Below are 13,036 nucleotides of genomic sequence, written 5' to 3' on the forward strand. Positions count from 1 at the left end.
GATTCCTGCCCCCGTCTGCCGTGTCTTACTGGTCCGGAGCGTTGTCAGGGGGTGGCGCGTTGCTGACGATGGTGACCCGGGCCTGCCGTAGGGGGAGGAGCTCCGCACCGGTGGGGGGATTGGGGCTCCCTCGGCGTGCCACCGCGCTGCGCGCGGCGGCGAGCTCGTTGTGCAGGTGGTACACGGTGTCCCGGAGCTCGGCCACCTCACGTTCGAGTTCCAGGATGCGCTTGATACCGGCCAGGTTGATCCCCATCTCCTGGGACAACCGTTGGACCTCGCGGAGCTGCTGGATGTCCCGCATCGAGTAGCGCCGCCCGCGACCACTGGCCCGGCCCGGGGACACCAGCCCCAGCCGGTCGTACTGGCGCAGGGTCTGCGGATGCAGCCCGGACAGCTCGGCGGCCACCGAGATCACGTAGACCGGTGTGTCATCGCCAAAAGTGGGGGAGGTCATGGCAGCTCAGGCCCCCTTCGCCCGCGCTTCGAGGTCTGCGCGTGGATTCTGGTCCGACGTTGCGGAACGGTAGGCCTCCAGGGCCTCCCGCGCCGCACTGTTCAGATTCTGCGGCACCGCCACCTCGACGGTGACGAGCAGGTCCCCGGTCGTCCCGTCCCGGCGCTGGGCACCCTTACCCCGAACACGCAGGGTGCGGCCGTTGGGGGTTCCGGGGGGGATCTTCACCGTCACCGGGAATCCGTCCAGGGTCGGCACCCGGATCTCCGAGCCGAGGGTTGCCTCGGGGAAGGTCACCGGGACGGTGATCGTCAGGTTGTCGCCCGATCGACCGAACACTTGATGCGGCTGCACGTGCACCACCACGTAGAGGTCTCCGGCCGGTCCCCCGCGTTCTCCCGGCGCTCCCTTACCTTTGATTCGGATTCGCTGCCCGTCGTGTACCCCCGCGGGGATGCGGGCCTGCACGGTGCGCGTGCTCTGCCCACGTCCACTCCCGTTGCACACGGGACAGGGGTCGTCCACCACGAGGCCACGCCCGCGGCACTGCGGGCAGGGCTCCGACATGGAGAAACCGCCGAGGTTGCGGCTCTTGTGGCCGGTCCCCTCACAGCTGGGACACACCCGGGGGGTGGTTCCCGTCTTCGCGCCGCTGCCCCGACAGGCGCTGCATGCGGCGTCGGCGGTGAGCCGGAAGGAGCGCGTAACCCCCCGTACGGCCTCCTCGAAGCTAAGCTTCGCCTCCGTCTCGACGTCGGCGCCGCGTCGTGCCTGGGTCGTTCCGGTGCGGCCACGGCCGCCGAACAGGCCCCCGAAGATGTCGCTGAGCCGCTCCCCACCGTGGGGACTCCCGGTTCCTGTGCCCTGGCCGAACAGGTCACCCAGGTCGAACCCACCGGCTCCGGTGCTCCCGCCCGGACGGTAGGAGCCACCGAACAGGGAACGCGCCTCGTCGTACTCCTTGCGCTTCTGCTCGTCGGACAGGACGTTGTACGCCTCGGAGATCTGCTTGAACTTCTCCTCGGCCGTGTCGTCCCCCTTGTTCGCGTCGGGGTGGTACTTGCGGGCGAGTTTGCGGTACGCCTGCTTGATTTCGTCCTGCGTGGCCGTCTTTGAGACTCCCAGGACCTGGTAGTAGTCGTTTTCGAGGTAGTCCTTGGTGCTCATCGACGTTTGCCTTCTCCCCGATCTTCGTGACCTGTCCGCACGGGCGCGTGCCCTGGGCCAACGCCCCGGGTCCAGGGGACCCGGGGCGTCTCGTTCACTCTCGTTCCCCCGCTTGGGGGTTCGAGGCGTCGGTGTCCGCGGTGGACGATTCCGGCCCCGACTCCGGTGTCGGAGTGGGCGGTTCCTCGTCCGCCACGTCCGTCGTGGCAGCTGTCTCCTCCGCGGCGGGCCCGGTGACGACCACCCGAGCCGGCCGGATCACCCGTTCCCCGATGCTGTAGCCCGGCTGGAACACCTCCAGCACGGTCTGTGTCGTGGCATCGGGCGAGGGCACCATGGTCAGGGCCTCGTGCACGTTGGGGTCGAACTCGTCGCCGGGCTGGGCGTACTTGGTCAACCCCATCTTGCTCGCGACCGACTCCAGTGCCTCACCCACGGACTTGAAGCCGCCGGTGAGCTCGTCGTGCTCCCGGGCTCGACCGATGTCGTCGAGCACGGGCAGCAGCTCCCCCATCAGCTGGGCGACGAGCTGTTCCCGCATAGACGCCCGGTCCCGCTCGACCCGTTTGCGGTAGTTGGCGTACTCCGCCTGGAGCCGTTGTAGGTCGGCGATGCGTTCCGCGAGCTGACGTGCGGTGTCATCACCAGCCTCGGCCGCCTCAGCGGTCGCGGCGTCGACAGCTGGCTCGGTGCCACCGTCGGTGTCGGCGGTGATATCGCCACTGGCCGCCGCGTCCCCGGCCGGGGGCTGCTCCTGCTGGGCAGACCCTCCCGGCTGGGAGCTGGCCGAGCCGTCCACCGGCACTCGCAACTCTCCCGTCTCTGGGTCGATGCGCCGCGTGTCGCGGATCACGGGCTCCTCGCGCTCGTTGTCCTGTTCCGGCAGCGCCATGACTTACGCCTCCCTCTCGTGCCTGCCGGACACTAGGCGTTCCCCCGGTTCGTGTTGTCGTCGTCGACGACCTCGGCATCCACCACGTCGTCGTCCTGGGCGGTTCCGGCGTCCGAGGCCGCTGCGTCGGCGGTGGCCCCGTCGGCTTGGCCCTGACCCTGGCCGTAGATGGCCGAACCGATCTTCTGGCTGGACAGCGCCACCTTCTCGCTCGCGGAGCGGATGGCCTCGATGTCCGTGCCTTCGAGTGCGTTCTTCAGTTCGCTGAGCGCCCCCTCGGTTTCGGACTTGACGTCCTCGGGGATCTGCTCCGCGTTGTCCTGGATGACCTTCTCGGTCTGGTGCACCAACGACTCGGCGTTGTTGCGGACCTCGGCCTCCTCGCGGCGCTTACGGTCCTCCTCGGCGTACTGTTCGGCCTCGCGGACCATCTTGTCGATCTCGTCCTTGTCCAGGGCGGATCCCCCGGTAATGGTGACCGACTGCTCCTTGCCGGTGCCCAGGTCCTTCGCGGTGACGTTGACAATGCCGTTGGCATCGATGTCGAACGTGACCTCGATCTGCGGGGTCCCGCGGGGTGCCGGCGGAATCCCGGACAGGTCGAAGACGCCGAGCTTCTTGTTGTACTGCGCGATTTCGCGCTCACCCTGGTACACCTGGATCTGCACCGAGGGCTGGTTGTCGTCGGCCGTGGTGAAGACCTCGGAGCGCTTGGTCGGGATGGTGGTGTTGCGCTCGATCAGCTTGGTGAACACCCCGCCCTTGGTCTCGATGCCCAGCGACAGCGGGGTGACGTCCAGAAGTAGGACGTCCTTGACCTCGCCCTTGAGGACACCGGCCTGGAGGGCGGCGCCGATCGCGACGACCTCGTCCGGGTTGACGCCCTTGTTCGGGTCCTTGCCGCCGGTCAGCTCCTTGACCAGATCCGCCACTGCGGGCATCCGGGTGGAGCCACCGACCAGCACGACATGGTTGATCTTGTCGACACTGATTCCCGCGTCCTTGATGACCTGGTGGAACGGCGTCTTCACCCGCTCCAGCAGGTCGCTGGTCAACCGCTGGAACTCCGCGCGGGAGAGCTTCTCCTCCAGGTGCAGCGGGCCCTCGGAGGATGCGGTGATGTAGGGCAGGTTGATGTGGGCCTCGCTCGAGCTGGACAGCTCGATCTTGGCCTTCTCCGCGGCCTCACGCAGGCGCTGGAGTGCCATCTTGTCCTTGGAGAGGTCGACGCCGTTGGAGTTCTTGAACCGCTCCACGAGCCAGTCGACCACGGCCTGGTCCCAGTCGTCCCCGCCGAGGTGGTTGTCACCGTTGGTGGCCTTCACCTCGACCACACCGTCGCCGACCTCCAGCAGGGAGACGTCGAAGGTTCCACCACCGAGGTCGAACACCAGGATGGTGTTCTCGTCCTCCTTCTCCAGGTGGTAGGCCAGAGCGGCCGAGGTCGGCTCGTTGATGATGCGTAGGACGTTCAGCCCCGCGATCTGGCCGGCCTCCTTCGTGGCCTGGCGCTGGGCGTCCGAGAAGTACGCGGGAACGGTGATCACCGCGTCGGTGACGTCCTCGCCCAGGTAGGCTTCGGCGTCCCGCTTGAGCTTCTGGAGTACGAACGCGCTGATCTGCTGCGGGTTGAACGACTTGTCATCGATCTCGGTGGACCAGTCGGTGCCCATGTGCCGCTTCACCGACCGAATGGTCCGCTCCACGTTGGTGACCGCCTGACGCTTGGCCACCTCCCCGACCAGGACCTCCCCGTTCTTCGCGAAGGCCACGACGGACGGCGTGGTCCGGGCGCCCTCAGCGTTAGCGATGACTGTGGGCTCGCCGCCCTCCAGGACCGAGACGACCGAGTTCGTCGTCCCCAGGTCGATACCGACCGCACGTGCCATGAGTCTTGTCCTCCGTCAAGGGTTGAGTCTTACAGACGCAATAGTGCGCCATCGTGGTGAGTCCTGTCAAATCACTTGAGTCAGTCTCACTCAAGATTGGCTCGTGGAGTGCAACGCGGGTGCCACGGGGATTGTTCCCAGTTGCCGGCCGTGATCTGTCCTGGTCTGGATCAGCCAGGGAAAACTCTGGGAAAAGGTGCGATGACGCGCGGAGACGGGGGTGCTCGACTGACTGTGGGGTGGCGATAGCTAGGGTGGTCCGCATCATGGGCAGCGCTGTGCGGGCTGGCCGTGGACAGCGCCGTGCTACTCGCTAGTAACATGGCTTGCGCCTCCGGTGTGTGGCGTACCGGAGCTGACGACAGCAGTAGGGGAGGCCACGGACAATGCAGCCTTTGTACGTGACCCTGGGCGTCATCACGTCGGTCGCCGCCGTGGTCGCGTTCACTCTGTTCGCACTGGGGATTCGCCAGATCGTGCGGACGTTGCGAGTGGGCCGAGCGGCGGAGCCCGGGCGTGGCGAGTCGCTGGGGCGGCGGCTCGCGATGACGCTGATCGAGGTCCTGGGGCACACACGGATGCTGAAGCGGCCCTGGGTCGCGGTGGCGCACTGGTTCGTGATGATCGCGTTCCCGCTGCTGGTGTTCACCGTGATCGAGGCGCACGGGGAGACCTTCGATCCGCACTTCGCGCTTCCGGTCATCTACGACTGGACGGTCTACGGACTGGCGATCGAGCTGATCACGGCCGCGGGTCTGGCCGGCATCGTGGGCCTGACGATCTACCGGCTGCTGAACGGTCCCGGACGTCGGGGCCGAGACTCGCGGTTCTACAACTCCCGCACCTGGACGGCCTACTACGTGGAGGCCTACCTGTGGGGGCTGTTGCTGTCGATCTTCGTGATCCGCGGTTTCAAGGTCGCCATGGACGACTTCCCGTTCCCTGTGTGGGCGACTCCCGTGTCCCACGCGGTGGGGTCCGTGCTACCGAGCGAGGCTGCTGTTGCCGAACCGGGCCTGGCGCTCGTGGCAGCATTCAAGCTGTTGATCAGCTACTCGTTCTTCGTGGTGCTGTACGCCAAGCTGACCATGGGAATCGGTTGGCATCGCTTCCTCGCACCGGTCAACATCTTCTTCAAGCGGGACGCCGACGGGGAACCCACTCTGGGTCCGCTCAAGCCGATGATGGATGCCTCCGGAAAGAAGCCCCTGGACTTCGAGGAGGCCGATCCGGACGAGGATCCATTCGGCGCCGGCAAGATCGAGGACTTCACCTGGAAGGGCTTGCTGGACTTCACCAGCTGCACCGAGTGTGGCCGCTGCCAGTCGCAGTGTCCGGCGTGGAACACCGGCAAGCCGCTGTCCCCGAAGAAGGTCATTCTCGACCTCCAGCAGCACGCCTACGAGAAGGCGCCCTACCTCCTCCAGGGCATGAACCAGGAGTCCATGTCCCAGCAGGGTGACGACAGCCACGCGAACGTGGATGCCCTCGCCCTGCTGGAGAAGCCCCTTGTCGGAACCGAGGAGGAGGGTGGTGTCATCCACCCGGACGAGTTGTGGGCCTGCACCAACTGTGGGGCGTGTGTGGAACAGTGCCCGGTGGACATCGAGCACATCGACCACATCATGGACATGCGCCGCTACCAGGTCATGATCGAGTCCAACTTCCCCTCCGAGGCCAACACGCTGCTGAAGAACCTCGAGAACAAGGCCAACCCCTGGGGGATGGCCGAGGACCGGCGACTGGACTGGGTGCAGGAACTCGCCGAGCGCGAGGAGGACCCGATCGAGGTCCCGGTCGTGGAGGACAGCCTGCCCGAGGACACCGAGTACCTGTTCTGGGTGGGTTGCGCGGGCGCACTGGAGGATCGGGCCAAGCGCACCACCAAGGCGATCGCCGAACTCCTCGACATCGCGGGAGTGAAGTACGCGGTACTGGGTGGTATGGAGGCCTGCACCGGAGACCCGGCCCGCCGGCTGGGGATGGAGTACGTCTTCCAGATGCTGGCCCAGCAGAACGTGGAGACCCTCAACGAGGTCGGCGCGACCAAGATCGTGGCCAGCTGCCCACACTGCTTCAATACCCTCGGCCGGGAGTATCCACAGCTCGGTGGACACTACGAGGTCATTCACCACAGCCAGCTGCTGGCCCAGCTCGTGGACGAGGGGCGCCTGACCCCGGTGAACTCCATTGAGGAGAACATCACCTACCACGACCCCTGCTTCCTCGGCCGGCACAATAAGGTCTACACCCCACCCCGGGAGATCATGTCCCAGGTGCCCGGGGTGAAGACCCAGGAGATGCACCGGCACAAGGACCGTGGGTTCTGCTGCGGCGCCGGCGGGGCCCGCATGTGGATGGAAGAGCGCACCGGCAAGCGCATCAACACCGAGCGTGTGGACGAGGCACTGGGCACCAACCCGGACACCGTGTCCACCGCCTGCCCCTTCTGCCAGGTCATGCTGGGAGACGCCATCAACGAGAAGAAGTCCAGCGGCGAAGCCAAGGACTCCCTGCACGTCGTTGATGTCTCCCAGTTGCTGATCCGCTCCATCAAGGGCGACGCCGACGGCCAGGGCAGCGACGACGGTGCCACCACCGCCGGCCAGAGCAGCGACGGCTGAGCCGTCCACCCGGCGGGGCCGCATCCCAGGCGGGATGCGGCCCCGGCCTGTTGTGGAGCCGGTCCGCTCGTCCGAGCACCGATGGGCAGTATCCGCATCCCCATCCTCGCCCTCGCGAGCTGTCAGTACGACCGATCGGGCTCGCTCGTCCCCACGCGGGTTTCGGCCGATACGGACGGGTACGGCCTTAGGACGGTGTTCGGGGCGGGCACACACCCGTCGGTCCCGAATGGGTACCCACCCCAGGGGTGACCCCGAGAATCTCGTCGATCCGCTCCTGGCTCAACGCGGCGTCCGTTCCGGCAACCGCCGCGAGCACCTCGGTGTAGAGGGTGATCTCGGCGAGCGCGACGTCGTCGTGCAGCCCGGAGGCCGTGTGCATGTCCGGACCCATCGCGTTCACCTCCCACCCGATTGCCTACGCAGAGTGACGCCACGTCTCCGTGGGCGACAGGCCAGTATCCTGTCAGGCTAGGCGTCGCGGGGGTGCGGGCACATGACCCATCGGAACCATTCTGGTACCAGACGGGCAGGGGGGTGTGGGCCCGGCGCGCTACGACTCTGCGGGGTGCCACTGGGTCCGGGCATGGTCCTGGGAGAGCCGATGGTAGGTCTCCGGGGTGTCCGCGAAACCGGCGCGGTCCTCCTCGGTCAGTTCCCGAACCACTCGTCCGGGGACCCCGGCGAACAGCACGCCTGCGGGAACCTGCTTCCCGGGGCCGACAAGCGCCCCCGCGGCGACAAGGGATCCCGTACCCACCGTCGCTCCACCGAGAACGACCGCTCCGATACCGATGAGCGCCCCGTCCTCCACGCGGGCACCGTGCACCATCGCCTTGTGGCCCAGGCTCACCCGGTCACCCAACACGGCCGGCTCGCCGGGGTCGGCGTGGAGGCAGCACAAGTCCTGCACGTTGCAGCGACGGCCCAGCACGATCTCCTCGCTGTCGCCCCGCAGAACCGATCCGTACCACACGCTCGTTTCCGATCCGATCCGCACCCGCCCGGTGACGATCGTCCCCGGTGCTAGCCAGGCATCCGGGCTGATGTCCGGGTGTCCGTGCGGGGTACTGCCGATCCAGGCAACCGGGGCGTGTGCCGCGGCGTCATACATCTCGATCCCCCAACTCCGGTTCAGCAACAGTACGGTGCCCAGATCCCGCATAACGTAGGGAGTGGACTCAGCCGATGAAATCACGGGCAGTGAGGATGACGCGGTGGTGGGGTGGTCCCGGTTGGTGCCCCAGCCCGGTTGTGTGCGCGTGGTAGTACGGATGGCCCCGAGTTTCCACTGCCGCGCATGGCCCCCCGTGCTGGGGACGACGGGTGGTTTTTGTCGTCCACGGTGGAAAATTCGGTCGCTACGGTGTTCATACCGGATCACGGGAACAATCCCCGGCGAGACGGGCCACCTCCGACCCGTCGTCCGCTGGGAGAACGCAGGTCTCGGCCGTCGGTTGGCCACCCGACCGAGGGTCGGGGCAACACAACGGCTGCCGAGCCGAGAGTGGCGCTGTACGACCACGGCGGTACCGCCGTGGCGAGCATGTGGAGTCAGCGGCGGGTGTGTCCACCCACCGTCAACTGGTTGGTTGGGATATGAACGAATACAGCAGCGAGGTAGTGCCGATGCGGGAAGACGCCTTTCCGCCCGCGAAGAAGGGCTACGATAAGCGCGCCGTCGACGACTACGTCCGTACCCTCAGTAAGCAGAACGCCGACCTGCGGGAACGCTTGCACCGGTCGCACGACGAACTGGAGCGAACCCGCGAAGAGGTCGCGGCTCTGCGTAAGCAGGTCGAGGTCAAACCGGAGCACGAGCAGGTCAGCGAACGGATGGCGGAGATCCTGCGTCTGGCCGAGGAAGACGCCAAAGAGAAGCGGGCACAGGCGGACCGCGAGATCGAGCAGATTCGAAACGAGGCCAAGGAGGCCGCGGACAAGCTCACCAAGGACGCCCAGGCACACGCGGACCGGGTCCTGGGCAGTGCCCGGGAGCAGGCCCAGGAGCTGGTGGGGTCGGCCAAGCAGGAAGCCGAACAACTGCGTAGCCAGGCGCAGCAGGACGCTGAGCGTCAGGTCACCGAGGCGCAGCAGCGGGCACAGCGGGTGAACGAGAGTACGGAGGCGCGGCTCACCTCGCTGACCGCGACGCACGCCGAGGCCGTGCGGCGGTTGACCGACATGCGGGACACCCTGGCCGACCTGCTCACCTCGGAGCAGGACGCGGGGCCGCTCGACCCCGAGTCGGCCGCCACAGGCACGGACCAGCAGGCCCCGTCGGCCCAGCAGACCCAACAGCCCCAGCAGGGGCAGAAAAACCAGCCGAACCATCAGGAACGGTCCGCGGGCGCACAGCAGGGGCAGTCCCAGCAGGGGCAGAAGAAGCAGCCCACCCAGCAGACCCAACAGGCCGCGCCGACGGGTTCCGCGACGCAGGAGTCCAGCACATCCACCGACGGCCCCGCTGCGAGTGTGGAGCAGGAGGAGTCCACGGTCCGGATCTCGCCGAAGCAGCAGTCCAAGCAGAGCCAGCAGACTCAGGGCGGCGCGGCGGGGGACCAGTCCGGCGCCGCTGGGCAGACTCCGGAGCAGGAGGAGTCCACGGTCCGGATCTCGCCGAAGCAGCAGTCCAAGCAGAGCCAGCAGACTCAGGGCGGCGCGGGGGACCAGTCCGGCGCCGCTGGGCAGACTCCGGAGCAGGAGGAGTCCACGGTCCGGATCTCGCCGAAGCAGCAGTCCAAGCAGGGCCAGCAGGAGCCCCAACAGTCGGCGGTGCGCAACACGCCCTCGCGCTCCGGAGGGGCCACGGACGGGAATCAGGACGAGACCCCGGCGGGAGGGGGAGACCCGGGCATCACCGGGATCTACCAGCAGCCGGCCACGAGCGGCCATACCGCGTCGGACGCCCATCCCCAGGGCGAGGACGGTGAGGCCGAGGGCGTACGGATTATCCGCCCGTAGTTCCACACCGATCCACTCGCTGCTCATGGGGGGCGCGCTGGGCGCCCCCCATTCCGGTCCGTTTCCTCCAGGGGCCGCCAGGTTTGCTGGATAGGTCGGCTACGATGCCGAACGCCATGATTATCCGTTCGGCGATCCGGTCTGACCTCGGTGCGATCCTGCGACTGCTGCGGGAGCTCGGGGATGAGACCCCCACCCACCCCTCCGCGGTGCGCATGTCCTCGGCCGCTGTGCGGGCCTGGACCCGGATCGAGACAGACGAGGACCGTACGGTGCTTGTGGCCGAACGCCGTGGGCAGATCATCGGTACGCTCGACCTGCTCCTGGTGGCCAATCTGACGCACGACGCCAAGCCGTGGGCGCTGGTGGACAATGTGGTGGTGGAGGCTGGCAGTCGTCGTGGCGGGGTCGGTCGGGCACTCGTTGACGACGCCGTCGACCGTGCCGCCCGCGCTGGGTGCTACAAGGTCGAGGTGCTGTCCCACGAGCGGCGTCACGGCGCACACGCCTTCTACACCACGTTGGGGTTCGACAACACGACCGAAGGTTTTCGTCGCTATCTGTAGTCAGCGTCAGCTGATGTGTCGACACGCCACAGCTTCCGCGCTCCGGTTTCTCGCTCCACGCATGTGTTTCCCTTACGCAGAGTAATTGAGTTTGGGTATATCGTGCCCAACCTGCCGGAGATTGCGGGGGAGTGACCATGTCCGCACATCCGTCCTTATCAAGCCGGTTCTCGTTCCCGATCTGCCGCGGTATTCGGGCTGTGACCAGCCTGTTGACCGTGGTCACGGTCGTCGCTGGCCTGGGGCTCGCCAACGCCGGGGCCACCGCGGCGAGTACCGCACCACCTACCCAACCGACCGTGGCTGCCAGCGACGTGGCCTCTGGCGCCGTCTCGCACGCGCGCAGCAGGGTCGGGGCGCCGTACCGATTCGGTGCCAGTGGCCCCAACTCGTTCGACTGTTCCGGACTCGTGCAGTGGTCCTACGCTCAGGCGGGACACAGCCTGCCGCGCACCACCAGCAGCCAGGTCTCCCGCGGAAGCGCTGTGTCGCGCTCGCAGCTGCGCCAGGGTGACCTGTTGTTCTTCTACTCCAGTCGGAGTCACGTGGGCATCTATGTCGGGGGAGACCGCATGGTGCATGCACCCAGCTCTGGGGGACAGGTGCGGGTGGATCATCTCTCCGGCTACTGGAACAGTGTCTTCAGCACGGCCCGACGCGTTGCCTGAGCCGTGCCGGAGCCGGGGTGACGAAGTTCCGGCGCCGGCCACGGAGGGGCGCACGCCCCGGCCAGCGGGTGTGCACGCGTTTATCCGGCCATAACGGCATCGGTGGGTGGCCCTCGCTCCGGAAGCCGGACGCGAGGGTCACCGCAGCGGCGCCACCGCGTCCACGGTCACCAGGACGTCCAGGAGGTCGGAGCCGACGGTGGTTCGGGCGGGCCCGGGAGGCGTGAAGAGCTCGGCGAAGGCCGCGTCGAACTCGGCGAAGTCCTGGTTGATGTGCTGGAGATACACGGTGCACCGCACCACGTCATCCAGGGTCAGATCGTGTTCGGCAAGGATTGCGCGAATGTTTTCCAGGGCCTGGCGCGTCTGCCCGGACACCGTCGGGGCCACGCGCCGCGAACCTGGAGCGTGCGGAGTGCATCCGGATGTGAACAGGAAACCACCAGCAACGATGCCCTGGCTACATGTGCCGACCGGGGCTGCCGCTGCCCCGGTGCGCACCTCCCGTCTGGTCATCGAGCTCCTCCAGCTGCGGGCCTGGGGCGGGGTGTGTGCCGCATTGTCCGGGCACGTCCCCCGGGGGATGCCGCCCGCCGCGCCGGTCGCCCAGCCAGCCATAGCGGGAGGCCGTTGGCGCAGCGGGCGGACGTGATCCCGCCCGCCCGGACAACCCCCGGTCCCGAAGGCATGACCCCGTTGCTCCCTAGCCCAGGACAACCGACCCCACGGCCGTCGGGGTGGAGTACTCCACCGTGCCCTGTCCGGTATCCAGGATCCGTGATCCCTGGCAGTGCGGACCCGTGAACAGGACAAACGTGGTGTCGGAGTCGGTGCTGAGCGCGACGAGTCGACCGGAGCCCTCGGTGACCTGGTGGCAACCGGTGCCTTCGATGTGCTGTTGGTGCCCGGAATCGAAGGTCAGGGTGGCACGCGGGGTGCCGGTGGCGCCGGCGCCGTCGGTGTCCTGACGGACCGCGCCCGCAATGGCGGCGGACATTGTGGCGAGGGAAGCGGGACGAACAGGCACGGTACACCTCGTAGATACTGAGAGTGATTAATCAGTACGTTAAGTATCTAACGTTGATGTGGGTGTACCCGGAAGGTTTGGTCCCGGTGTGTCGTGTGTTCGCGGGGTCCCTGCCGCTCAGAACTCTGTGGTGATGCAGGCCAGACGGTCTCCGGCGGTGCCCGCAACCCCCTCGTCCGTGGCGGTGTGCTCCGCGTGCAGCACCACCGAGTTCGCTGCACCGGCACGGGGTTCCCAGTCCACAGCGTGTTCGACGCTCGCGGAGCCGTCCTCGTCGGTGGTGAAGTCCAGCCAGATCTCGTTGTCGGGGTTAGCGTAGTCCGGGTCTGTGGATACGGCGTCCTCGTCGTCGCTGTCGGCAACGGCGGGATCCTCCTCGTGCTGGTAATGCGGACCCGAATCCCCGGGGTCGTCGCCACACGCGTCCGTGTGCACATGCGCACCGAAGTCGCGGCTGCCCTCCAGACCGGCAACCTCCAGGGACACCTCGAATCCGCCATCATCCAGGGGCGCCGCGGATACGGTGTACTCCGCGCCGGGCGGCACCGCGTCCTCGTCGTAGGTCACGCCCTGACTGTCCGCGGGTGCGGGTTCGAACACGCCGTCCTCGGTCATTGCCGAAACGGGGTCGTCCTCGCACCCGGACAGCACAACTCCGACGCACAGCAGGCCAAGTGCCGGACCGGCCATTCGCATTGGCTACCTCCGCGTACGACAGCAACGCACTGGTTCACTCCCTAGAGTGAACCATACGTCACGCGGAGTTCGGATCCCGGGCGGTG

The 13,036-nt window shown here is 67.3% G+C and carries 13 protein-coding genes; 4 read left to right on the plus strand and 9 right to left on the minus strand.

Annotated elements, in window-relative coordinates; all coding sequences use genetic code 11:
• Window positions 1–25 precede the first annotated feature (25 nt).
• From RIF23_RS07225 to dnaK, 4 genes are all read right to left on the minus strand, one after another.
• Entirely contained in the window at window positions 26–457 is a 432-nt protein-coding gene (locus RIF23_RS07225) for a heat shock protein transcriptional repressor HspR (protein WP_310911629.1), read from the minus strand.
• A 6-nt stretch (window positions 458–463) separates the two neighbouring features.
• Window positions 464–1,624 carry a molecular chaperone DnaJ gene (gene dnaJ / locus RIF23_RS07230; RefSeq protein WP_310911630.1) on the minus strand — a complete coding sequence of 387 codons (1,161 nt, stop codon included), beginning with the start codon at window positions 1,622–1,624 and terminating at the stop codon, window positions 464–466.
• A gap of 94 nt (window positions 1,625–1,718) precedes the next feature.
• A complete protein-coding gene (gene grpE / locus RIF23_RS07235) occupies window positions 1,719–2,516 on the minus strand; it encodes a nucleotide exchange factor GrpE (RefSeq protein WP_310911631.1) in 798 nt (265 codons plus the stop codon).
• A 32-nt stretch (window positions 2,517–2,548) separates the two neighbouring features.
• Window positions 2,549–4,405, minus strand: coding sequence for a molecular chaperone DnaK (dnaK, locus tag RIF23_RS07240; protein ID WP_310911632.1), 1,857 nt, complete (start codon window positions 4,403–4,405; stop codon window positions 2,549–2,551).
• Window positions 4,406–4,791: 386 nt separating this feature from the next.
• Here dnaK and RIF23_RS07245 point away from each other — a divergent pair, with 386 nt between their 5' ends.
• A complete protein-coding gene (locus RIF23_RS07245) occupies window positions 4,792–7,029 on the plus strand; it encodes a (Fe-S)-binding protein (RefSeq protein WP_310911633.1) in 2,238 nt (745 codons plus the stop codon).
• Between the two features lie 187 nt (window positions 7,030–7,216).
• Here the strand turns inward: RIF23_RS07245 and RIF23_RS07250 are convergent, their stop codons facing one another.
• A complete protein-coding gene (locus RIF23_RS07250; RefSeq protein WP_310911634.1) occupies window positions 7,217–7,423 on the minus strand; it encodes a hypothetical protein in 207 nt (68 codons plus the stop codon).
• 159 nt (window positions 7,424–7,582) lie between these two features.
• Window positions 7,583–8,143, minus strand: a complete 561-nt coding sequence (locus tag RIF23_RS07255) for a gamma carbonic anhydrase family protein (RefSeq protein ID WP_310912082.1) — start codon at window positions 8,141–8,143, stop codon at window positions 7,583–7,585.
• Window positions 8,144–8,628: 485 nt separating this feature from the next.
• Here RIF23_RS07255 and RIF23_RS07260 point away from each other — a divergent pair, with 485 nt between their 5' ends.
• From RIF23_RS07260 to RIF23_RS07270, 3 genes are all read left to right on the plus strand, one after another.
• Window positions 8,629–9,993, plus strand: a complete 1,365-nt coding sequence (locus RIF23_RS07260) for a DivIVA domain-containing protein (RefSeq protein WP_310911635.1) — start codon at window positions 8,629–8,631, stop codon at window positions 9,991–9,993.
• Window positions 9,994–10,109: 116 nt separating this feature from the next.
• Window positions 10,110–10,559, plus strand: a complete 450-nt coding sequence (locus tag RIF23_RS07265; RefSeq protein ID WP_310912083.1) for a GNAT family N-acetyltransferase — start codon at window positions 10,110–10,112, stop codon at window positions 10,557–10,559.
• Between the two features lie 137 nt (window positions 10,560–10,696).
• Window positions 10,697–11,227 (plus strand): C40 family peptidase, encoded by a 531-nt coding sequence (locus RIF23_RS07270; protein WP_310911636.1) that lies wholly within the window; start codon window positions 10,697–10,699, stop codon window positions 11,225–11,227.
• Between the two features lie 138 nt (window positions 11,228–11,365).
• Here RIF23_RS07270 and RIF23_RS07275 read toward each other — a convergent pair whose 3' ends face one another.
• The 3 genes from RIF23_RS07275 to RIF23_RS07285 form a co-directional block, all read right to left on the minus strand.
• Window positions 11,366–11,743 (minus strand): RidA family protein, encoded by a 378-nt coding sequence (locus RIF23_RS07275; protein ID WP_310911637.1) that lies wholly within the window; start codon window positions 11,741–11,743, stop codon window positions 11,366–11,368.
• Between the two features lie 187 nt (window positions 11,744–11,930).
• Window positions 11,931–12,254, minus strand: a complete 324-nt coding sequence (locus RIF23_RS07280) for a hypothetical protein (protein ID WP_310911638.1) — start codon at window positions 12,252–12,254, stop codon at window positions 11,931–11,933.
• A gap of 117 nt (window positions 12,255–12,371) precedes the next feature.
• A complete protein-coding gene (locus tag RIF23_RS07285) occupies window positions 12,372–12,950 on the minus strand; it encodes a superoxide dismutase family protein (protein ID WP_310911639.1) in 579 nt (192 codons plus the stop codon).
• Between the last annotated feature and the right edge of the window lie 86 nt (window positions 12,951–13,036).

It is taken from the genome of Lipingzhangella rawalii (assembly GCF_031628175.1).
In the GTDB taxonomy this organism is placed as follows: Bacteria; Actinomycetota; Actinomycetes; order Streptosporangiales; family Streptosporangiaceae; genus Lipingzhangella_A; species Lipingzhangella_A rawalii.

What these genes read in the sequence shown, in the direction of transcription:
- RIF23_RS07225 (WP_310911629.1), bottom strand. Translation starts at nt 457, where the DNA reads ATGACCTCCCCCACTTTTGGCGATGACACACCGGTCTACGTGATCTCG.
- dnaJ (WP_310911630.1), bottom strand. Translation starts at nt 1,624, where the DNA reads ATGAGCACCAAGGACTACCTCGAAAACGACTACTACCAGGTCCTGGGA.
- grpE (WP_310911631.1), bottom strand. Translation starts at nt 2,516, where the DNA reads ATGGCGCTGCCGGAACAGGACAACGAGCGCGAGGAGCCCGTGATCCGC.
- dnaK (WP_310911632.1), bottom strand. Translation starts at nt 4,405, where the DNA reads ATGGCACGTGCGGTCGGTATCGACCTGGGGACGACGAACTCGGTCGTC.
- RIF23_RS07245 (WP_310911633.1), top strand. Translation starts at nt 4,792, where the DNA reads ATGCAGCCTTTGTACGTGACCCTGGGCGTCATCACGTCGGTCGCCGCC.
- RIF23_RS07250 (WP_310911634.1), bottom strand. Translation starts at nt 7,423, where the DNA reads ATGGGTCCGGACATGCACACGGCCTCCGGGCTGCACGACGACGTCGCG.
- RIF23_RS07255 (WP_310912082.1), bottom strand. Translation starts at nt 8,143, where the DNA reads ATGTATGACGCCGCGGCACACGCCCCGGTTGCCTGGATCGGCAGTACC.
- RIF23_RS07260 (WP_310911635.1), top strand. Translation starts at nt 8,629, where the DNA reads ATGAACGAATACAGCAGCGAGGTAGTGCCGATGCGGGAAGACGCCTTT.
- RIF23_RS07265 (WP_310912083.1), top strand. Translation starts at nt 10,110, where the DNA reads ATGATTATCCGTTCGGCGATCCGGTCTGACCTCGGTGCGATCCTGCGA.
- RIF23_RS07270 (WP_310911636.1), top strand. Translation starts at nt 10,697, where the DNA reads ATGTCCGCACATCCGTCCTTATCAAGCCGGTTCTCGTTCCCGATCTGC.
- RIF23_RS07275 (WP_310911637.1), bottom strand. Translation starts at nt 11,743, where the DNA reads ATGACCAGACGGGAGGTGCGCACCGGGGCAGCGGCAGCCCCGGTCGGC.
- RIF23_RS07285 (WP_310911639.1), bottom strand. Translation starts at nt 12,950, where the DNA reads ATGCGAATGGCCGGTCCGGCACTTGGCCTGCTGTGCGTCGGAGTTGTG.